The sequence below is a fragment of the Microbacterium meiriae genome (assembly GCF_040702565.1).
GTDB classification, from domain to species: domain Bacteria; phylum Actinomycetota; class Actinomycetes; order Actinomycetales; family Microbacteriaceae; genus Microbacterium; species Microbacterium meiriae.
The window spans coordinates 648,561-669,451 of the sequence record NZ_JBFBLJ010000003.1; the positions used below are offsets into that span (position 1 = coordinate 648,561).

The 20,891-nt window shown below is 71.8% G+C and carries 17 protein-coding genes and 1 riboswitch; of the genes, 15 read left to right on the forward strand and 2 right to left on the reverse strand.

Annotation, left to right across the window (positions count from 1 at the left end; translation table 11 throughout):
- Nucleotides 1-33 precede the first annotated feature (33 nt).
- The 11 genes from pheS to argH all read left to right on the forward strand — a co-directional run bounded on the left by pheS (nucleotide 34) and on the right by argH (nucleotide 14,838).
- A complete protein-coding gene (gene pheS / locus AB0310_RS16955; RefSeq protein WP_259955181.1) occupies nucleotides 34-1,074 on the forward strand; it encodes a phenylalanine--tRNA ligase subunit alpha in 1,041 nt (346 codons plus the stop codon).
- A complete protein-coding gene (gene pheT, locus AB0310_RS16960; RefSeq protein WP_366237679.1) occupies nucleotides 1,074-3,620 on the forward strand; it encodes a phenylalanine--tRNA ligase subunit beta in 2,547 nt (848 codons plus the stop codon). Before pheS ends, pheT begins: the two co-directional genes overlap by 1 nt.
- Before the next feature lie 219 nt (nucleotides 3,621-3,839).
- A complete protein-coding gene (locus tag AB0310_RS16965; protein ID WP_366237680.1) occupies nucleotides 3,840-4,811 on the forward strand; it encodes an NAD-dependent epimerase/dehydratase family protein in 972 nt (323 codons plus the stop codon).
- Nucleotides 4,812-4,818: 7 nt separating this feature from the next.
- A riboswitch (TPP riboswitch) is annotated at nucleotides 4,819-4,912 on the forward strand.
- Nucleotides 4,904-5,752 (forward strand): hydroxyethylthiazole kinase, encoded by an 849-nt coding sequence (thiM, locus tag AB0310_RS16970; protein WP_366237681.1) that lies wholly within the window; start codon nucleotides 4,904-4,906, stop codon nucleotides 5,750-5,752. Its footprint overlaps the riboswitch before it by 9 nt.
- Nucleotides 5,749-7,896, forward strand: coding sequence for a bifunctional hydroxymethylpyrimidine kinase/phosphomethylpyrimidine kinase (locus tag AB0310_RS16975; protein ID WP_366237682.1), 2,148 nt, complete (start codon nucleotides 5,749-5,751; stop codon nucleotides 7,894-7,896). The genes thiM and AB0310_RS16975 overlap by 4 nt, the downstream gene beginning before the upstream one ends.
- A 239-nt stretch (nucleotides 7,897-8,135) precedes the next feature.
- On the forward strand, nucleotides 8,136-9,215 hold the full coding sequence (gene argC, locus AB0310_RS16980; protein ID WP_366237683.1) for an N-acetyl-gamma-glutamyl-phosphate reductase: 1,080 nt from the start codon (nucleotides 8,136-8,138) through the stop codon (nucleotides 9,213-9,215).
- Nucleotides 9,212-10,369, forward strand: coding sequence for a bifunctional glutamate N-acetyltransferase/amino-acid acetyltransferase ArgJ (argJ, locus tag AB0310_RS16985; protein ID WP_366237684.1), 1,158 nt, complete (start codon nucleotides 9,212-9,214; stop codon nucleotides 10,367-10,369). The genes argC and argJ overlap by 4 nt, the downstream gene beginning before the upstream one ends.
- Entirely contained in the window at nucleotides 10,366-11,283 is a 918-nt protein-coding gene (gene argB / locus AB0310_RS16990; RefSeq protein WP_268776873.1) for an acetylglutamate kinase, read from the forward strand. The genes argJ and argB overlap by 4 nt, the downstream gene beginning before the upstream one ends.
- Nucleotides 11,280-12,485 carry an acetylornithine transaminase gene (locus AB0310_RS16995; protein WP_366237685.1) on the forward strand — a complete coding sequence of 402 codons (1,206 nt, stop codon included), beginning with the start codon at nucleotides 11,280-11,282 and terminating at the stop codon, nucleotides 12,483-12,485. Before argB ends, AB0310_RS16995 begins: the two co-directional genes overlap by 4 nt.
- Nucleotides 12,482-13,411 carry an ornithine carbamoyltransferase gene (gene argF, locus AB0310_RS17000; protein WP_187661865.1) on the forward strand — a complete coding sequence of 310 codons (930 nt, stop codon included), beginning with the start codon at nucleotides 12,482-12,484 and terminating at the stop codon, nucleotides 13,409-13,411. The genes AB0310_RS16995 and argF overlap by 4 nt, the downstream gene beginning before the upstream one ends.
- Nucleotides 13,411-14,838: an argininosuccinate lyase gene (gene argH, locus AB0310_RS17005; protein ID WP_366237686.1), complete on the forward strand. Its 1,428-nt coding sequence runs from the start codon at nucleotides 13,411-13,413 to the stop codon at nucleotides 14,836-14,838. Before argF ends, argH begins: the two co-directional genes overlap by 1 nt.
- Nucleotides 14,839-14,860: 22 nt before the next feature.
- Here the strand turns inward: argH and AB0310_RS17010 are convergent, their stop codons facing one another.
- Nucleotides 14,861-15,445 carry a DUF1349 domain-containing protein gene (locus AB0310_RS17010; protein WP_366237687.1) on the reverse strand — a complete coding sequence of 195 codons (585 nt, stop codon included), beginning with the start codon at nucleotides 15,443-15,445 and terminating at the stop codon, nucleotides 14,861-14,863.
- Nucleotides 15,446-15,504: 59 nt separating this feature from the next.
- Between AB0310_RS17010 and AB0310_RS17015 the strand changes: the two genes are divergently transcribed.
- The 4 genes from AB0310_RS17015 to AB0310_RS17030 are packed head-to-tail and all read left to right on the forward strand — an operon-like array spanning nucleotide 15,505 to nucleotide 19,113.
- Nucleotides 15,505-16,149, forward strand: coding sequence for a SatD family protein (locus AB0310_RS17015; RefSeq protein ID WP_336501793.1), 645 nt, complete (start codon nucleotides 15,505-15,507; stop codon nucleotides 16,147-16,149).
- On the forward strand, nucleotides 16,146-16,934 hold the full coding sequence (locus AB0310_RS17020) for a hypothetical protein (protein ID WP_268776877.1): 789 nt from the start codon (nucleotides 16,146-16,148) through the stop codon (nucleotides 16,932-16,934). Before AB0310_RS17015 ends, AB0310_RS17020 begins: the two co-directional genes overlap by 4 nt.
- Nucleotides 16,935-16,986: 52 nt before the next feature.
- A complete protein-coding gene (gene tyrS, locus AB0310_RS17025; RefSeq protein WP_259955162.1) occupies nucleotides 16,987-18,288 on the forward strand; it encodes a tyrosine--tRNA ligase in 1,302 nt (433 codons plus the stop codon).
- Between the two features lie 12 nt (nucleotides 18,289-18,300).
- Nucleotides 18,301-19,113, forward strand: a complete 813-nt coding sequence (locus tag AB0310_RS17030) for a DUF4184 family protein (RefSeq protein WP_259955161.1) — start codon at nucleotides 18,301-18,303, stop codon at nucleotides 19,111-19,113.
- A 9-nt stretch (nucleotides 19,114-19,122) separates the two neighbouring features.
- On the opposite strand, the gene AB0310_RS17035 is transcribed toward AB0310_RS17030, so the two are convergent.
- Nucleotides 19,123-20,460 (reverse strand): CoA transferase, encoded by a 1,338-nt coding sequence (locus tag AB0310_RS17035; protein WP_366237688.1) that lies wholly within the window; start codon nucleotides 20,458-20,460, stop codon nucleotides 19,123-19,125.
- Nucleotides 20,461-20,891 lie beyond the last annotated feature (431 nt).

The window sequence follows — 20,891 nt, forward strand, 5'->3', positions numbered from 1 at the left end:
GACGCCTGTCCCGCGCCGGTAGACTCGACTCCCGTGTCAGAGTCTCCGGAAATCACCCCCGAAGCGGTCGAAGCCGCTGTCGCCGACGCCCTCGCGGCGATCGAGGCGGCCGCCGACACCGCCGCGCTGAAAGCCGCCCGTGCGGCGCACGTCGCGGAGGGATCGCCGCTCGCGGTCCTGAACGCCTCGATGCGCCAGGTCGCCCCCGAGAACAAGGCCGCGTTCGGTAAGCTCGTCGGTCAGGGCCGCGGTCGTGTGAACCAGGCGCTCGCGGCGAAGGAGGCCGAGCTGGCCGCCGCCGAGGTCGCCGCGCGTCTGGAGGCCGAGCGCGTCGACATCACCGCCGTCCCGTCGCGGACGCGCGTGGGCGCCCGCCACCCGCTGGCCCTCCTGCAGGACCACGTCGAGGACATCTTCGTCGGCATGGGGTGGGAGATCGCGGAGGGGCCGGAGCTCGAGCACGAGTGGTTCAACTTCGACGCCCTGAACTTCGACGTCGATCACCCCGCCCGTCAGGAGCAGGACACCTTCTACGTCGACCCGACGTCGCGCCACCTCGTCATGCGTACGCACACGAGCCCCGTGCAGGTTCGATCCATGCTCGACCGCGAGGTCCCCATCTACGTGCTGTGCCCGGGCCGCGTGTACCGTACCGACGAGTTCGACGCCACGCACCTCCCGGTCTTCACGCAGTTCGAGGGCCTGGTCGTCGACAAGGGCATCACGATGGCGCACCTCAAGGGCACACTCGACCACTTCGCGAAGCAGCTCTTCGGCCCGGAGGCCAAGACCCGCTTCCGCACGAACTACTTCCCCTTCACCGAGCCGTCCGCCGAGCTCGACCTGTGGCACCCGACCTTCAAGGGTGGCGCGCGCTGGATCGAGTGGGGCGGCTGCGGCATGGTCAACCCGAACGTGCTGCGCGCGGCCGGGATCGACCCGGAGGTGTACAGCGGCTTCGCGTTCGGCATGGGCATCGAGCGGGGCCTGATGTTCCGCAGCGATGTGCAGGACATGCGCGACATGGCCGAGGGCGATGTCCGTTTCAGCGAGCAGTTCGGGATGGTGGTGTGATGCGCGTCCCGCTTTCGTGGCTGCGTGAGTACGTCGATCTGGCAGCGGATGCCACGCCCGAGGACGTCCTCGCGGCACTGGTGACCGTCGGCTTCGAAGAGGAGGACGTGCACCGGTTCGACATCACGGGTCCCGTGGTGGTCGGCCAGGTCGTCTCCCTCGAGCCGGAACCCCAGTCGAACGGCAAGACGATCAACTGGTGCCAGGTGGACGTCGGCCCCGAGCACGGCGGCGTCCGTGGGATCGTCTGCGGCGCGCACAACTTCGTCGTCGGAGACAAGGTCGTCGTGACCCTGCCCGGCGCTGTCCTCCCCGGCCCGTTCCCCATCGCCGCCCGCAAGACCTACGGCCACGTGTCCGACGGCATGATCGCCTCGGCGCGCGAGCTGGGGCTCGGCGACGAGCACAACGGCATCGTCGTGCTGAGCGACCTCGGCATCGATGCGCCCGTGGGCACGGACGCGATCGCGCTGCTGGGCCTCGACGACGTCGCGGTGGAGATCAATGTCACGCCGGACCGCGGCTACGCGTTCTCGGTGCGCGGTGTCGCCCGTGAGTACTCCCACGCCACGGGGGCGGCGTTCCGCGACCCGGCCGAGCGTGACTTCGCCGAGCTGCAGCCCGGCTCCGGACACACCGCCGTGGTGGACGACCAGGCGCCGGTGCGGGGCAAGGTCGGCGCGAGCGAGTTCGTCACCCGGGTCGTGCGCGACGTCGATCCGTCGCGGCCGACTCCGCAGTGGATGATCGCGCGCCTCAGCCTCGCCGGCATGCGGTCGCTGGGTGTGCTCATCGACATCACGAACTACGTCATGCTCGAGCTCGGGCAGCCGCTGCACGGCTACGACCTGGACAAGCTCACGGGCGGCATCACCGTCCGGCGCGCGACGCCGGGGGAGACGATGACCACGCTCGACGGCGTGGAGCGGAAGCTGCACGTCGAAGACCTCCTCATCACCGACGACTCTGGTCCCATCGGCCTCGCGGGCGTCATGGGCGGCGGCACCACCGAGATGAGCGACACCACGCGGAACGTCCTCATCGAGGCGGCGACCTTCGACGCGACGACCATCGCCCGCACGGCCCGTCGGCACAAGCTCCCGAGCGAGGCGTCCAAGCGCTTCGAGCGCGGCGTCGACCCGCTGATCCCCTTCGTCGCGGCCCGCCGCGCAGCCGACCTCATGGTCGAGCTCGCCGGCGGCACGCTCACGGAGGAGGGCGGAGCGCTCTTCGCCGAGGTGTTCGTCGCCGAGATCGAGCTCCCGCGCGGCTTCGTGCAGGGGCTGATCGGCGTCGACTACACCGACGACGAGATCACCGGCGCGCTGACGACGATCGGGGCCGAGGTCAGCCCTTCGACAGGCTCAGGGACCCAGGCCGAAGGCTCAGGGACCCAGGGTGGCTCCGGGTGGACGGTCATCCCGCCGACCTGGCGCCCCGACCTCACCGACAAGTGGACACTCGCCGAGGAGGTCGCCCGCATCCACGGACTCGACCGCATCCCCTCCGTGCTGCCGACGCCGCCGTCCGGCCGCGGTCTCACGGCACATCAGCAGGGGCGTCGCCGCGTGGTGAACGCTCTCGCCGCCGCAGGATTCGTCGAGACCCCGGCGTTCCCGTTCACGACCGAGGCGCAGAACGATCTGCACGGCTCCGCGTCCGGTGAGCACCTGCCCAGCATCCGCCTCGCGAACCCGCTCGACGGGCAGGTGCCGTTCCTACGGCGCTCACTCATCCCCGGTCTGCTGCAGACCGCGCACCGCAACATCTCGCGCGGGCTCACCGACCTCGCGCTGTTCGAGACGGGCGCCGTGTTCGTCCCGGAGCCGGGCGTGGAGTACGGCACCGCCGAGGTCCCGCCGCTCGGCGTCCGGCCGTCGGATGAGGTGCTCGCCGCGCTCGACGCCTCCATCCCGCCGCAGGAGCGCCACGTCGCGGTGCTGCTGACCGGCAACGTGTCGCCGCGCCAGCCGGGTCGTGCCGCCGAGGCCGCCGGGCTCGTCGAGGCGCTCGACGCGGTCCGCGTGATCGGGGCCGCGGCGGGCATCGAGATCGACGTCGTGCAGACGCAGCGCGCCGCGCTCCACCCCGGACGCACCGGTGCGCTCGTCGCCGCCGGCGAGGAGGTCGGCTACGTCGGCGAGCTGCATCCCGCCGTCGCCGAGGAGGCTGACCTGCCGGGTCGCGCCACCGTGCTGGAGCTCGACCTCGACCGGCTGCTCACGCTCGCCGGCGGACGCATCGTGGCGGCATCGCTCTCCACGTTCCCGGCCGCGACGCAGGACGTCTCGCTCACGCTCCCGGCCGAGGTGCCGGCGGGCGAGGTCCGCGCGGCTCTCGCGGAGGGCGCGGGTGCACTGCTGGAGTCCGTCCGGCTCGTGGACGACTACCGCGGCGAGGGCGTGCCCGAGGGATCGAAGTCGCTGACGTTCGCCCTGCGCTTCCGCGCCGACGACCGCACGCTGACCGCCGCGGAGGCCTCCGCGGCGAAGATGGCGGGCGTCGCCGTGGCCGCGGAGCGCTTCGGCGCCGCCCTCCGCGACTGACCGCGATGCCGCGCGGCTTCCTCGGGAGGCCGCGCGGCATCAGGCGCTCGCGCGGCATCAGGCGACAGCAGTGCCGGTGGCCTGTGCTTGCGTGATGGCCTGTGCTCGCGTGGTGGGCTGCGCTCGCGTGACGCCTGTACTCGCGTGACGGCCTGTCCTGCCGCTCCGCTCTGAGCGGAGGCCCTTCCCCCGAGTCGTCGATCCTGATGACATGGGCACATGACGGATGTGCTGATCCTCGGGGGAACCGGATGGCTGTCGGGGCGCATCGCCGCGCATGCGCTCGGGGCAGGGGCGACCGTGACCTGCCTGGCCCGCGGCGGACGCCCGGCGCCGCCGGGAGCGACCCTCGTTCTCGCGGACCGCGATGAGGATGACGCCTACGACGTCGTGTCGCGCACGGACTGGGACCACGTCGTCGACGTCTCCTCCCGCGCCGATCATGTCTCCGGGGCGGTCCGTGCGCTCGGCGACCGTGCCGCTCGGTGGACGTACATCTCGTCGATGTCGGTGTACCGCGACGACGAGACGGTCGGGACCGACGAGTCGGCATCGCGGCACCCGGCGGCGCAGGCCGGTGAGGACGACGACTACGCGCGACAGAAGGTCGCGGCGGAGGATGCCGTGCAGGCGGGCGTCGGCGATCGCGCACTCCTCGTCCGGCCCGGCCTCATCGTCGGCGACGGCGACCCGAGCGATCGCTTCGGCTACTGGGCGGCGGCGTTCCTCCGGGCCCTGGATGAGCCGGTGCTGCTTCCCCCGCTCGAAGGGCGCACGACGCAGGTCATCGACGTCGAGGACGTCGCTGCGTTCGTCGTGTCCGCCACCGTCACCGGTGCCGTGAACGCGATCGGCGACGTGCGCGACCTGGAGGACGTGCTCCGGACGGTGCGCGCGGCCACGGGGCACGCTGGGCCGGTCGTCGTCGGCACGGAGGAGCGCCTCGTCGCCGAAGGCGTTGCGTACTGGGCGGGGCCGCGCTCGCTGCCGCTGTGGCTGCCGCCCGAGATGCGCGGATTCATGACCCGCTCGAATGCGCGGTACCGGCGCAGCGGGGGCCCGCTCCGCCCCCTCGACGAGACGGTGGAGCATGTCGTAGCGGACGAGCGCGAACGGGGCGTGGACCGGGAGCGCCGCGCCGGACTCACGCGGACGGAGGAGCGGGCGCTGCTCGACGCCCTCGCTCGCTAGACTGCGATGCAGTGACACGGGGTGCCGCATCCGCGGCTGAGATCACACCCGTCGAACCTGATCTAGTTCGTACTAGCGAAGGGATGTCGCCGATGAGCGATCCTGTGCGTCCGCAATCCGTCCTCGACCTCGCCGTCACGGCGGGGAGGCTGCGGGAGGAGGTCCGGGCCACGCCGCCGTTGACGCACTGCATCACGAACGCCGTCGTGACGGGGTTCACCGCCAACGTGCTGCTGGCGCTCGGGGCGGCGCCGGCCATGGTCGACATCGTCGGCGAGGCCGAGCCGTTCGCCGCTGCCGCGTCGGGGCTTCTCATCAACCTCGGGACGCCGACCCCGGAGCAGCGGGCGGCGAGCAGGGAGGCCGTGGCGGGAGCGCTCGCCGCCGGCACGCCGTGGGTACTCGATCCCGTTGCGATCGGCACCCTCCCGGTGCGGACGGCGCTCGCGCACGAGCTCGCCGCGCTGCGCCCCACCGCCATCCGCGGCAACGCGTCGGAGATCCTCGCGCTGGCCGGACACAGCAGTGGCGGCCGCGGTGTCGACGCGACGGACGGGACCGAGGCGGCGGCTGCGGCGGCCCGCGAGGTCGCCCACCGGCACGGCTCCCTGGTCGCCGTCTCGGGCCCCATCGACCTCCTCACCGACGGGGAGCGGGTGATCCGCATCGCCAACGGGCATGAGCTCCTCACACGGGTGACCGGCGGCGGGTGTGCCCTGGGCGCGGTGATGGCGGCGTTCCTCGGGGTGGCCCGTGGCTCCGCGACAGATGCGCTGACGGCGGTGGCCGCGGCGACCCTCGTCTACACGGTCGCAGCCGAGCAGGCAGCGGAACTCTCCCGCGGACCGGGCAGCTTCCCCGTCGCACTGCTCGACGCCCTGTCCGCCGTGACTCCGGCGGACCTCCGCGCCCGCGCCCGCGTCGAGGAGGAGGCCCGATGACCGTCGACCTGTCCCTCTACCTCGTCACCGATCGGTCGCTGTGTGGCACACGCGGGGTGGTCGCGACCGTGCGAGAGGCCGTCGCCGGCGGCGTCCGGATCGTGCAGCTGCGCGACAAGAAGGCGACGGACGAGGAGACCGTCGTGCAGCTCCTCGCCCTGTCCGCGGCCATCGACGGTCGCGCGCTGCTCGTCGTGAACGATCGCCTCGATGCGGCCGTCGAGGCCCGTCGTCGCGGTGCCAGGGTGGACGGGGTGCACCTCGGCCAGGCGGATGCCTCGGTGCTCCGCGCGCGCGAGCTTCTCGGCCCGGAGGCGTTGATCGGGCTCACGGCGAACACCTCCGCGCACCTCGACGAGGTCGCCGCCCTGCCGCCGGGCACGGTGGACTACCTCGGGGTCGGAGTCATCCGCCCCACGCGCACGAAGCCCGACCATCCGGCGCCGCTCGGCATCGACGGCTTCGCCGCATTCGTCGCGCGCAGTCCGCTGCCGTGCGTCGCGATCGGTGGGGTGGACCTGGAGGACACGGCGGCGTTGCGTGAGGCCGGCGCGTCCGGGATCGCGGTGGTCTCGGCGCTGTGCGCGGCAGAGGACCCCCGGGCCGCCGCCGCGGCCTTCCGGCGACACTGGTTCGCACGGGCGGTGCCGCACGTGCTCAGCATCGCCGGCAGCGATCCGTCCGGAGGTGCGGGCATCCAGGCCGATCTCAAGGCGATCGCCGCGAACGGGGGCTACGGCATGGCAGCCCTCACAGCCCTGACCGCGCAGAACACGCAGGGCGTCCGCGCCGTGCATGTCCCTCCCGCGGAGTTCCTGCGGGCGCAGCTCGACGCTGTCGCCGACGACATCCGCATCGACGCCGTGAAGATCGGCATGCTCGCGGACGGGGAGGTGATCCGCACGGTCGCCGCCTGGCTCCGGACGACGCAGCCCCCGATCGTCGTGCTGGACCCCGTCATGATCGCCACCTCGGGAGACCGACTGCTCGACCCCGACGCAGAGCGCGAGCTGCGGGGCCTGCTCTCCCTGGCGACCGTGGTCACCCCGAACCTCGCCGAACTCGCCGTCCTCGCGGGGCGCGAGGTGGCGGGCTGGGCGGACGCGCTCGCCGCGGCGCGAGAGCTGTCGGCCGATACGGGGACCGCGGTGCTGGTGAAGGGCGGGCATCTGCCCGGGGACGAGGCACCGGACGCCCTGATCGACACGGCAGCCGGTACGCACGCGGAGTTCCCCGGGGCGCGCATCATGACGGAGAACACCCACGGCACCGGCTGCTCGCTGTCCACGGCTCTGGCCACACGACTGGCGCGGGGCGACGATCCCGCGACCGCGGTCCGCGCCGCGCGCGCCTGGTTGCGGGAGTCCCTCCGCGCGGCGGACGACCTGGAGATCGGGCGAGGACACGGCCCGATCCATCCCTTCGCGGGACTCTGGGCACGCGGCGGGGTCGAGACCCGGTCGACGCCGGAGGAGGTGGCCGTGGCCTGGTGGGATGAGACTGCCGCGATCCGCCGCGACATCGATGCGCTGCCCTTTGTGCGTGCGCTCGCCGACGGGACGCTCGACCGCGATGCCTTCGTCTTCTACCTCGCGCAGGACGCCCTGTACCTTCGCGAGTACGCCAGGGTGCTCGCGGAGGCGTCGCGCCTCGCCCCGGCCCCCGACGAGCAGGCGTTCTGGGCCGAGGCAGCGCACGGCGCGATCCGCGGCGAGCTGGAGCTGCACGCGTCGTGGCTGACACCGGAGACCGGCGTGAGCGGCGCCACCTTCGCCACCGAGCCCGCCCCGGCGACGATCGCCTACCTCGACCATCTGCGCTCGGTCGCGTTCGGCGGCGACTACGCCGCACTGATCGCGGCAGTGCTGCCGTGCTTCTGGCTCTACACCGACCTGGGGGAGCGACTCCATGCCGGAGCGTTCGGCGCGGCGCCCCGCGACCCCCGGCATCCCTACGCGTCGTGGCTCGCGACCTACGCGGATCCGGCCTTCGCGGAGGCCACGCGGCAGGCCGTCGCGCATGTCGCCGCTGCGGCCGCGAGGACCGACGACATCGGCCGGGAACGGATGCGGCGCGCCTTCCTCACCTCGAGCGCACACGAACGCGCCTTCTTCGCCGCACCGGTCGCGCGCGCTGTCGTATGACGCCCGGGATTTGCGGTGCCGGACGCGCCCGCGCTATCGTCGCCGCATGCCTTCGGTCGCCACCGCTCCTTCGACGCTCGTCCCGAGCGTCATCGCCGTGCGCCGACGTCGCGGCCGCCGATTCTAGGCGACCCCGCCCTTCTGTCTGCGTCCGCGCGGCGGTCGAGTGCCGGTGTCGCCGCCTCCGGCCCCGCCCCCGGTCCCGAGATCGTCGAGGACCCGACCGTTAAGGTAGAAGCATGACGTATTCCGTCGCCGTCTCCGGCGCCTCCGGCTACGCAGGCGGCGAGATCCTGCGCCTCCTGGCCGCACATCCCGACGTCGAGATCCGCACCGTCACGGCGCACTCGAACGCCGGACAGCCCCTCGTCGCCCATCAGCCGCACCTCCGCTCGCTCGCCCACCTCACGCTGCAGGACACCACGCCGGAGATCCTCGCCGGACACGACATCGTGTTCCTCGCCCTCCCGCACGGCCAGTCCGGACAGTACACGGACGCCCTCGGCGACACCCCGCTCGTGATCGACGCGGGGGCCGACCACCGGCTCACCTCCTCGACGGAGTGGGACGCCTTCTACGGCGGGGCGTTCCACGAGCCCTGGACGTACGGCGTGCCCGAGCTCCTCGTCGGAGGGGGCAAGCAGCGCGAGGCGCTCCGCGGCGCGACCCGGATCGCCGCACCCGGCTGCAACGCCTCCACGGTGAGCCTCAGCCTCGCCCCCGGTGTCGCAGCCGGCGTGATCGACCCGGGCGACATCGTCTCCGTCCTGGCCGTCGGCCCGTCCGGGGCGGGCAAGAGCCTGAAGACGAACCTCCTCGCCTCCGAGATCCTCGGCTCCGCCAACCCGTATGCGGTGGGCGGCACGCACCGCCACATCCCGGAGATCCGACAGGCGCTCGCCGCCGCCCGCTCTTCGACAGGCTCAGGCCCTTCGACAGGCTCAGGGACCCAGGACATCCGGATCTCCTTCACCCCGGTCCTCGTGCCGATGTCGCGCGGCATCCTCGCCACCTCCACGGCGCCGATCGTCGACGGCGTGAGCGACGCCGAGATCCGCCAGGCGTGGGAGAGCGCCTACGGCGACGAGACCTTCGTGCAGTTGCTCCCGGAGGGCAGCTTCCCGCGCACCGCCGACGTGCTCGGGGCGAACACAGCCCTCGTCGGCCTCGCGATCGACCGCGCCGCGAACCGCGTGACGGTGGTCACCGCTGTCGACAACCTCGTCAAGGGCACCGCCGGAGCTGCCGTCCAGTCCATGAACATCGCGCTGGGGCTTCCCGAGACCCGCGCCCTCTCAGTGAACGGAGTCGCCCCGTGAGCGTCACCGCCCCCGCAGGATTCGAGGCGGCCGGAGTCGCCGCCGGACTCAAGTCCACCGGCAAGCCCGATGTCGCCGTCGTGGTCAACCGCGGCCCCCGGAAGGTCGGCGCTGCCGTCTTCACGAGCAACCGCGCCAAGGCCAACCCCATCATCTGGTCCCAGCAGGCCGTCGCGGACCGCGTGGTCGAGGCCGTCGTCCTCAACTCCGGCGGGGCGAACTGCTTCACCGGCAGCTTCGGGTTCCAGACGACCCACCAGACCGCGGAGAAGGCGGCCGAGCTGCTCGGCATCAGCGCGGGCGACGTGCTCGTCTGCTCCACGGGGCTCATCGGGACGGGCGACGAGGTCTTCCGCGAGAAGGTCCTGGCCGGCACCGCGCAGGCGATCGCCGAGCTGAGCTCGGACGGCGGGGAGAGCGCCGCGCACGCCATCATGACCACGGACACCGTCGCGAAGACGGCCGTCGTGACCCGCGACGGCTGGACGATCGGTGGCATGGCGAAGGGCGCGGGCATGCTCGCCCCCGGTCTGGCGACGATGCTCGTGGTGCTCACCACCGACGCCGTGCTCGAACCGCTCCAGGCCGACGAGGCCCTGCGTCGGGCGACGGGACGTACGTTCGACCGCCTCGACTCGGACGGCTGCATGTCGACCAACGACCAGGTGACGCTGCTCGCCAACGGCGCCTCCGAGGTCGTCCCCGATCTCGACGACTTCGCCGAGGCGCTCACCACGCTCTGCCAGGGGCTCGCGGTCAAGCTGCAGGGCGACGCGGAGGGCGCGAGCCACGACATCACGATCGAGGTGCAGCACGCCGTCTCCGAGCAGGATGCCGTCGAGGTCGGCCGCTCGGTGGCCCGCAACAACCTGTTCAAGGCCGCCATCTTCGGCAACGACCCGAACTGGGGACGCGTGCTCGCGGCGATCGGCACCACGGCCGCGCAGTTCGACCCGTACGACGTCGACGTGTGGATGAACCGCGTCCGCGTGTGCACCGCCGGTGGCCCGGACCGCCCGCGCGAGGAGGTCGACCTGACGCCGCGAGCGACGCACCTGATGATCGACCTCAAGGTCGGGGAGGCCACCGCCACGGTCCTCACGAACGACCTCACCCACGACTACGTGCACGAGAACAGCGCCTACGCCTCATGACCGACATCCAGGACACCACGCCGGACATCGCGGCCCAGAAGGCGACCACCCTCATCGAGTCGCTGCCGTGGCTGAGGAAGTTCCGCGACCAGATCGTCGTCGTCAAGTACGGCGGCAACGCGATGGTCTCGGACGAGCTGCAGGAGGCCTTCGCTCAGGACATCGCGTACCTCCGCTACGTCGGCGTGCAGCCGGTGGTCGTGCACGGCGGTGGGCCGCAGATCTCCGACATGCTCCAGCGCCTGGAGATCCCCAGCGAGTTCAAGGGCGGATATCGCGTCACCAACACCGAGGCCATCGGCGTCGTGCGGATGGTGCTCACGGGCCAGGTGAACCCGCAGCTCGTGTCGAAGATCAACTCGCACGGCCCCATCGCCACCGGCCTCAGCGGTGAGGACGCCGGGCTCTTCGGCGGCCGCCGCCGCGGTGTGATGATCGACGGCGAGGAGGTGGACCTCGGCCGCGTGGGCGACGTGGTCCAGGTCGACCCGACGCCGGTGCTCGATCATCTCGCCGCAGGGCGGATCCCGGTCGTGTCGAGCATCGCGCCCGACCTCGACCACCCGGGGCAGTCGCTCAACGTCAACGCGGATGCCGCGGCTGCCGCGCTCGCCGTGGCCCTCGGTGCGCGCAAGCTCGTCATCCTCACCGACGTGCCGGGACTGTACGCCGACTGGCCCAACCGGGACTCGCTCGTGTCGCATCTGACGTCGGGCGCTCTCGTGGAGATGCTGCCGCGCCTGGAGTCGGGCATGATCCCGAAGATGCGCGCATGCCTCGATGCGGTCGAGGGTGGCGTCGACGCGGCCGCGATCATCGACGGACGGGTCCCGCACTCGGTGCTCGTCGAACTGTTCACCAGCAAGGGAATCGGGACCGAAGTGGTCCTGGGAGAGAAAGGGGCGACGGCATGACCGTCTGGCAGGACGACGCGGCACGTGATCTCGTGCTCAACGCGGGGGAGCGCCTCGCGCTGCTGACCCGCGGTGAGGGCTCGTACCTGTGGGACGCCGAAGACCGACGCTACCTCGACTTCCTCGCCGGCATCGCGGTGACCTCGCTCGGGCACGCGCACCCGGTGTTCGTCGATGCGGTGTCGCGGCAGGCCGCCACCCTCGCGCACGTCTCCAACTACTTCGCGACCCCACCGCAGCTCGCGCTCGCGGCCCGGCTCAAGCGCCTCGCCGGCGCGGGGATCGACGGTCGGGTCTTCTTCTCGAACTCGGGTGCCGAGGCCAACGAGGCCGCGTTCAAGCTCGCCCGTCTGCACGGCGGCGCGGAGCGTCCCCGCATCCTGGCGCTGGAGAACGGCTTCCACGGCCGCACGATGGGCTCGCTCGCGCTCACGGCCAAGGAGTCCATGCGCGCGCCGTTCGCTCCGATGCCCGGAGGGGTCGAGCACATCCCGGCCACGATCGATGCGCTGGAGGCCGCGATGGATGACCGGGTCGCCGCCGTCATCGTGGAGCCGATCCAGGGTGAGGCCGGCGTCGTCGAGCTCCCGGAGGGCTACCTCGCCGCCGCGCGCTCGCTGACCCTCGCACACGGAGCCCTGCTCATCATCGACGAGATCCAGACAGGGGCAGGACGGACCGGCGCCTGGTTCGGGTTCAGCCACGAGGGCATCACGCCCGACGCCATCACGCTCGCGAAGGGCATCGGCGGCGGGTTCCCGATCGGCGCCCTCGTCACCTACGGCGCCGCGAGTGCCCTGTTCACGCCCGGCTCGCACGGCTCCACCTTCGGCGGGAACCCGCTCGCGACGGCCGTGGCGGACGCGGTGCTGGCCGAGATCGAGCGCGCCGACCTCGTCGACAACGCCGCGCGCCGCGGAGCCGAGCTGCGGGAGATCATCCTGGGCATCGACTCCCCGCTGATCGAGGGCGTCCGCGGCCGCGGACTCCTCGTCGGCGTCGCGCTCACCCAGCCCGTGGCGGGTGCGGTGGTCGCCGCCGCCCAGGACCGCGGTCTCATCGTCAACGCCGCCAACCCCGAGACCGTGCGCGTCGCGCCGGCACTCACCATCGGCGACGCGGAGCTGGCGGAGTTCCGCGAGCTGTTCACCGCCGCTCTCTCCGACGTCCACTCCTCCGCCACCGGAAAGGTCCCCGCATGACCCGCCACCTGCTGCGCGACGACGATCTGACGCCCGCCGAGCAGGCGGAGATCCTCGATCTCGCCCTCGAGCTCAAGAAGGACCGCTGGGCGGACAAGAGCCTCGCCGGCCCGCAGACCGTCGCCGTGATCTTCGACAAGTCGTCCACCCGGACGCGCGTCTCGTTCGCCGTGGGCATCGCCGACCTCGGCGGCACCCCGCTCATCATCTCCACCGCGAGCAGCCAGCTCGGCGGGAAGGAGACGCCGTCCGACACGGCGCGCGTCCTCGAGCGCCAGGTCGCCGCGATCGTGTGGCGCACGTACGCGCAATCGGGCCTGGAGGAGATGGCCGCCGGCACGCGGGTCCCCGTGGTCAACGCACTGTCCGACGACTTCCACCCGTGCCAGCTCCTCGCCGACCTGCTGACGATCCGCGAGCACAAGGGCGATCTGAAGGGCCTCACGCTGACGTTCTTCGGCGACGGCCAGAGCAATATGGCGCACTCCTACGCGCTCGCCGGCGTCACGGCGGGCATGCACGTGCGCATCGCGTCGCCGGAGGACTACGCGCCGCGCGCCGACGTGATCGAAGCGGCCGACCGCCGCGCCGGGGAGACCGGCGGATCGATCACGCTCTTCACCGATCCGGTCGAGGCGGCCGCGGGCGCTGACGTCGTCGTCACCGACACCTGGGTGTCGATGGGCAAGGAGGAGGAGAAGCTCGCGCGGATCCGCGACCTCGGCGGCTACAAGGTCACGCCGGAGACGATGGAGCTCGCGCACGACGACGCGATCTTCATCCACTGCCTCCCCGCCGACCGCGGCTACGAGGTCGACTCCGCCGTCATCGACGGTCCGCAGAGCGTGGTCTGGGACGAGGCGGAGAACCGTCTGCACGCCCAGAAGGCCCTGCTGGTCTGGCTCCTCGGGAAGAAGGACGCGTGATGGCCGGCTCGCACGAAGGCACCAACGAGGGCGCGCTCTGGGGCGCGCGGTTCGCCACCGGTCCGTCGCCGGAGCTCGTCGAGCTGAGCCGTTCGACGCACTTCGACTGGATCCTCGCGCCGTACGACATCGCGGGTTCCCACGCGCATGCCACGGCGCTGGCCGCGGCGGGGTACCTCGAACCGGATGAGGCCGCCCGCATGCACGAGGGCCTCGACGCCGTAGCGCGCAAGGTCGCCGACGGCACCCTGCAGCCGCTGCCCACCGACGAGGACGTGCACGGTGCGCTCGAGCAGGCGCTGATCGCCGAGCTCGGTCCGGAGTTGGGCGGACGCCTCCGCGCCGGACGCAGCCGGAACGACCAGATCGCCACTCTCGTGCGGATGTACCTGATCGATCACGCCCGGGTGATCGCCCGTGACCTGCTGCGCGTGATCGATGCGCTCGTGGCGCAGGCCGAGGCACACCCCGACGCGATCCTGCCCGGACGCACGCACCTTCAGCACGCGCAGCCGGTGCTGCTCGCCCATCACCTCCAGGCTCACGCGTGGCCGCTGGTGCGCGAGCTCGAACGTCTCGTCGACTGGCGCCGGCGTGCCGGTGTCTCCCCGTACGGCGGGGGAGCGCTGGCGGGATCGACGCTGGGCCTCGACCCCGCTCTCGTGGCGACGGAGCTCGGTCTCGACCGGCCGGCGGAGAACTCCCTCGACGGGACCGCCGCGCGGGACGTCGTCGCGGAGTTCGCGTTCATCGCGGCGATGACGGGCGTCGACCTCTCCCGACTCTCCGAGGAGATCATCCTCTGGAACACCCGCGAGTTCGGCTTCGTCACCCTCGACGACGGCTACTCCACCGGATCCAGCATCATGCCGCAGAAGAAGAACCCGGACATCGCCGAGCTCGCGCGCGGCAAGTCCGGGCGTCTCATCGGTAACCTGTCCGGCCTGCTGGCGACGCTCAAGGGGCTGCCGCTCGCCTACAACCGCGATCTGCAGGAGGACAAGGAGCCGGTCTTCGACTCCGTGCAGACGCTCGAGGTCGTGCTGCCGGCGTTCGCGGGGATGGTCGCGACGCTGCGCTTCCACACGGAGCGCATGGCCGAGCTCGCCCCCCAGGGGTTCTCGCTGGCGACCGACGTCGCCGAGTGGCTGGTGAAGCGGCGGGTGCCGTTCCGCGATGCCCACGAGATCTCCGGAGCACTCGTGCGCGCCTGCGAGGAACAGGGGATCGGGCTGGAGGACGCCTCCGACGAGCTGCTGCTGTCGGTGTCGCCCCACCTCGTCCCCGCGGTGCGCGAGGTGCTCACGATCGAGGGATCCGTCGCGTCGCGCACGGGTGTCGGCGGCACCGCGCCCGAGCGGGTGGCCGAGCAGCGCGCGGAGCTCGTCGCCCGCGCGCAGGCCGCCGCGCACGCGCTCGGCCTGTAGTCGTTCCGGCGGCGACCGCGCCTCAGTGCAGGTCGCCGTCGGCGGCCGAGCGCTCCCACCGGGTGAACCGGACGGTCAGGCCCTCCCGGGTGGGTGCTGCGAGGAACGGTCCTGCGGAGACGGCCGTGTCACCGGCGAAGGGAGCCACCCTGACGAGTCGCCACGGTCCGTCGTCCGCGCGGGCCCGCACGATCATCGCGTCCGCCCAGCGGCTGACCCGGACGGTGATCTCGCTCTCGCGCCAGTCGTCGACGTAGCCGATTGACCAGTCCGAGCGGCCGGCGGTCACGACGGCGCCCAGCCCGAGGTGGCCGTCGGCGAACTCGACTCCCGCCTTGATCCAGTGCTCGTCATCGGCGCGGACGAAGAGGCCCGCCTGGTCGAACTGCCCCTCCCACGGCGCGCGGAAGGCGACCTCGATCGCTTCACCGACCTCCAGCGGAGCGAGCAGTGCATGCTCGGAGTCGTGCACGAAGCCGTACGCGGTGTGACGCCAGGCATCGCTGCCCTCGATCGCGGTGGCGTCGAGATGCCCGTCGATGCGCGTCAACGCGGGGGCGTGGGTCCAGGTGCCATCGGTCCAGTCGATGATGCGTGAATCAGGCATATTTCCTATCTATAACCATATAAGGCATAAAACTCGGATATTCGTGTTACGGTTATCTCATGGTCATCGCCGTGATCGCCGACATCGTGGGTTCCCGAGAGCTCGGGGACCGGAGTGCCGCACAGCGTGCCCTCGACGAGACCATCGCGCAGGTCGAACGCGACCGTCCGCTGGCGGTCCAGCCGCTCACGCCCACGGTAGGGGACGAGCAGCAGGGCGTCTACCGCGAGCTTCCCGACGCGCTCCTCTCCCTCCTCATGGTCCAGCTCCGACTGCCTGAGGGCCTCGCGTTCCGCTTCGGCGTCGGCATCGGCACGGTCCGACCGGTCGCGTCTGTGCACGGTGAGCTGGCCGACGGCCCTGGGTGGTATGCGGCGCGCGCCGCGATCGAGACCGTGCACGCCCGCGAACAGCGCGCCGTGCCGCGCACGCGCACCTGGATTGTCGGAGCCCCGGGCCAGGATGAGGTCATGGAGACCGTGATCGCCGCGTCCAACGCGTATGTCCTTGCGCGCGACGAGCTCGTCGGGGCGATGAGCACGCGCGAGCGCCACCTCACGTACGGGCGCCTGGTCGGCCGGTCCCAGCAGGAGCTCGCCGCCCAGGAGGGCATCTCCCAGCCGAGCGTGTCCAAATCGCTGCGGAGCGCGGGAGCCGCCGCTGTCATCGAGGGTGTGGCCGCGCTCCGGGGGGAGACCGCATGATCCTCGCGGGCTTCGTCCTCCTGGCCATCGGCGCGACCGACCTCGTCCGCCAGTTCGTGCCTCGGCGGTGGGTCGGCTACGTCGTGGCCGCGGCTGTGGTCCTCCTCCTCGGCATCGGCGGAGACGCGCTGCTGCCGGCCCTCCTCGGACTCGGTGCCGGAGCGCTGTGGGCCTGGAGCATGCCGGACGAGGGGCCGTCCCGTGCCGGGTTCTGGCCGGCCGTCGCGCTGGCGGCCCTCAGCATCGGCGCCGTGGTCTGGGGCGGATCGAGGAATGCCGCCGGTCTCATCGGCGAGCTCTGGACGCTCCGCTCGCCGTTCGGCGAGGTGCCGTTCGATCTGGCCGTGCTCGCTCTCGGCGCCGGTGTCTTCCTGCTCGAATCCGCCAACCTCGTCGTCCGCGCGGCTCTGGACGGCGAGCACACCTGGCGCCCCGCGGAGGTGGCGGAGCCGGTGCCTCCGGTCATCGCATCCGCACCGACCGACCAGCCTGCGGCCGATGCCCCTGCGGTGTCCGCCGTGATCCCCGCCGATCCGCGCCACGGCTTCAAGGGCGGGCGGCTCATCGGCCCGCTCGAACGCGTCCTCGTGATGATCCTCACCCTGGCCGTGGCGTACCCCGTGCTCGCGGCCATGCTCGCCGCCAAGGGCATCGTCCGCTTCCCGGAGATCTCCCGCGACGGGGAGACCGGGGCCCGCGCGGAGTACTTCCTCGTCGGCAGCCTCGTGAGCTGGGTCATCGGCCTCGGCGCCGCGTTCCTCGTGTGGTGGGCCGCGCACAGCTGACACCCCTCCGCGCGACGCAGCGGGGCGGTCGTCCGCTGCTAGCCTGGAGCGCGTGTCAACTCCCGCTCTGACGACCGCGCCGCAGGCGATCGACCCCACGTTCGAGAACGTGTGGGACGAGATCGTGTGGCGTGGCCTCGTCCATGTGTCCACCGACCAGGAGGCGCTGCGCGCCCTGCTCGCGGGAGATCCCGTCACGTATTACTGCGGCTTCGACCCGACGGCGCCCAGCCTGCACCTCGGGCACCTCGTCCAGCTGCTCCTGCTCCGCCGCCTCCAGCTCGCCGGGCACAAGCCGCTCGGTCTCGTCGGTGGGTCCACCGGTCTGATCGGCGACCCGCGGCCCACCGCGGAGCGCACGCTCAACACCCGCGAGACGGTGGCGGAATGGGTCGACCGTCTGCGCGGACAGGTCGAGCGCTACCTCAGCTTCGAAGGGGACAACGCCGCCCGCATGGTGAACAACCTCGACTGGACGGCGCCGCTCTCCGCGATCGATTTCCTCCGCGAGATCGGCAAGCACTACCGCGTCGGCACCATGCTGAAGAAGGACGCGGTGGCCGCGCGCCTGAACTCCGACGCCGGGATCAGCTACACCGAGTTCAGCTACCAGATCCTCCAGGGGCTCGACTTCCTCGAGCTCTACCGGCAGTACGACTGCGTGCTGCAGACGGGCGGCTCCGATCAGTGGGGCAATCTCACCAGTGGCACCGACCTCATCCACCGGGTCGAAGGGGTGTCCGTCCACGCGATCGGCACCCCGCTGATCACCAACAGCGACGGCACGAAGTTCGGCAAGAGCGAGGGCAACGCGATCTGGATCGACGCGGAGCTCACGAGCCCGTACGCGTTCTACCAGTTCTGGCTCAGCACGGCCGATGCCGACGTGATCGAGCGCCTCAAGGTGTTCACGTTCCTGACCAGGGCCGAGATCGAGGAGTACGCGGAGCTCGTGGCGACCGAGCCGTTCCGCCGTGCCGCCCAGAAGCGCCTCGCGCTCGAGGTCGTCGCGACGGTGCACGGCGTCGAGGCGACGGCGGCCGTGATCGCGGCGTCCGAGGCGCTGTTCGGGCAGGGCGACCTGACGACTCTCGACCCGGCGACCTTGCGCACGGCGCTCGACGAGCTTCCGCATGCGACGGTCGCGGCGGGCACTCCGGTCGTCGACGCCCTCGTCGCCACCGGTCTCGTGTCGAGCCTGTCGGAGGCGCGCCGCGCCATCGCGCAGGGCGGCGTCTCCCTCGACGGGGAGCGGGTGGAGGACGACGCCGCGACCGTGCAGGGCACCCTGCCCGGCGGTGTCTCGGTGCTGCGTCGCGGGAAGAAGACCCTCGCCGGCGTCTTCCTGGGCTGACCCCGGCCTCGTATGCCGTTCACTCCGAGCCACGCGATCGTCGCGCTGCCGTTCGTGCGCACGCCGCTCGTCCCCGCGGCGATCGCGATCGGAGCGATGACGCCGGACATCTCGCTGTTCCTGCGCAACGTCGGCCTCAACTACGGCTTCCTGCACGATCCGGTCAACCTCGTGTGGACGACGCTGCTCGCTCTCGCGCTGTTCCTCCTCTGGCGTGTCCTGCTGCGCCCGGCGACCCTGGAGCTGCTGCCGGGATGGGTGTCCGTGCGGCTGCCCGCCGGCTGGGGGGCGACCGGATACCGGGCGGCGATCGAGGCGCTGAGTCGCGATGACCGCCCGCGGTACGCGGGCTGGCGACCGCTGTATCCGTTCCTGCTCGTGTTCTCGACGATGCTGGGCGTGCTCTCGCACATCCTCTGGGATGCGTTCACGCACGACTCGCGGTGGGGCGTGGATCTGCTGCCCGCGCTCGCGGACTCCTGGGGTCCCTTCGACGGCTACAAGTGGCTCCAGTACGGCTCGAGTGCCCTCGGCCTGCTGGGCCTGGCGATCTGGGCTGCACTGCGGCTGCGCCGCGCGACGCCTCGAGCGGACGCGCGCCGAGTCCTTCCGACGTTCGTGCGGGTCGCGTGGTGGCTCTCGCTGCCGGTGATCCTCGTGATCGCGTGGGTCGGCGGTCTGCTCGCGTTCGGTCCGCTGTCCGCCGAGTTCACGGTGCAGCATCTCGCATATCGGGTGCTGCCGCCCGCCTGCGCGGTGTGGGGCGTGCTGACCCTGGTCCTCTGCGTCGTACTGGCGGTGCGGCGGCCGCGCGCTGCGGTCTGATCCCGCGCCTCACCAGTGCGGCGCGTCCGTGCCCCACCCGTGCGGGGCATCGAACGCCAGGCCGGGGAGTGCCGGGGCGGCCGTCACGATCGTTTCCCCGTCGACGTCGAAGCGGGCCAGGTGGCCGGATGCGTCCACCTCGGGGAGCGCCGACGCGCGGGGCGTCCGCGGCATCCCGAGCAACTCGGCGGCGATCCGACGCAAGGAGGTCCGCACGACTCGCGAGTGCCCGTCGCGGTGGCGGAGCAGTTGCGTGAGGGCGGCGGCGAGGAGGTAGCCGGCGCTGTGGTCCAATGCCTGAGCCGGAAGAGCGCCCGGCCGACCGCCGTCGCCCTCGATCAGTGCGATGCCGCTCTCCGCCTGGACCAGGCTGTCGAAGCCGGCGCGCTCGGGGTGAGACGTGCCCCAGGCGCTGAGCTGGGCGACGAGCAGACCCGGATACCGTGCGGCGAGCGCGTCGGGGGAGAGGCCCAGGCGCTCCAGGGCCGCAGGACGATAGCCGAGCACGACGGCATCCGCGGTCTCCAGGAGGTCGTGCAGCGCAGCGCCTCGGGCATCGAGCAGCGCGGTGCGCTTGCCGTGACCGGTGTCGAGATGCTGCCACGGAAGCTCGGGGAGGTGCGGCGGGTCGATGCGGAGCACGTCCGCGCCGAGGAGCGCGAGGGTCCGGGTGCACACCGGACCGGCGATCACCCGCGTGAGGTCGAGGACGCGGACGCCGGCGAGGGGAGCCTGCCCCGCCGCACCGGGCGACGGGAGACGTCGGTCCTTCCCCCGTCGTCGGCCGATCGCCTCCGTGATCGCGACGTCCACGACGGGCGTCCGCCGCAGAGCCTCATCGGCCGCGCGGTCCTCAGGGCGGACGGCCACGGCGAGACCTCCGGCTTCGGAGATCCGGCGGACGGCCTCCGCGGTGTGCAGCGTCTCCAGCGTGCGGGCCACGGCCTCCGCTCCTGCCCTGTCGTCCAGGTCCAGCGCGGTGCGAAGCGCGCGGGCGTGGTGCGGGTAGTTGCCGTGTGTCCGGACCCATCCATCCGCGCTCGCCCAGAACCCGGAGAGGGGCGCCCACACGGGAGGGGGAGTGCCGCCCACCTCCAGATACCTGTCGCTCCGGTAGGCGACGGCGACGCGGACGGGGTCGACGCGCGTGAGATCGATACCCGCGGCGAGGGCCACTGCTGCGACGCTGACGAGAGCGAGATCGCCGGTCGCCGTGCGCGACGAGAGCGGGACGCCCCCGAGGGCACGGAGGCCCGAGTCCGTCGGGGCCTGCGACGCGTCCCCGCCCGCCTCGATCACGACGCGGGCGAGCAGCTCAGCGGCGGAGGTGGGACGACCGGAGACCATGGCGAGATGCTACTCCTGGCCGCGAAGTGGCCGGAAACCCTGGCTGATCCGGGGGAATCAGGCGCATGAGGGCCTGCGACACGCCCGGGGGAGTGCGCCCGATTTGCCAGACCCCCGGAATCCACGTAACTTATTACTTGTTCGCCCCACAGGGAAGCGGAGAAGCCCAGAGCTTCACCCCCCTCAAGCGGAGAACCACTCCCGATCCTCTCTCACTTGAGAGATCAGACGCTTGCGTCTAGGATGGGAGATCCACCCCTTCTGCGGCTGTCACCGGCTGCGCAGCGGATCCGAGATCCGCACGGCGCGCCGATTTGACAAGCGGGTCGGGATGGCTAAGATAGAGAAGTTGCCCTGCGGGCCTGGTCGTGATGGCTGGGTCGTGGGAGCATCCGATCCTTGAGAACTCAACAGCGTGCACTTGTCAAATG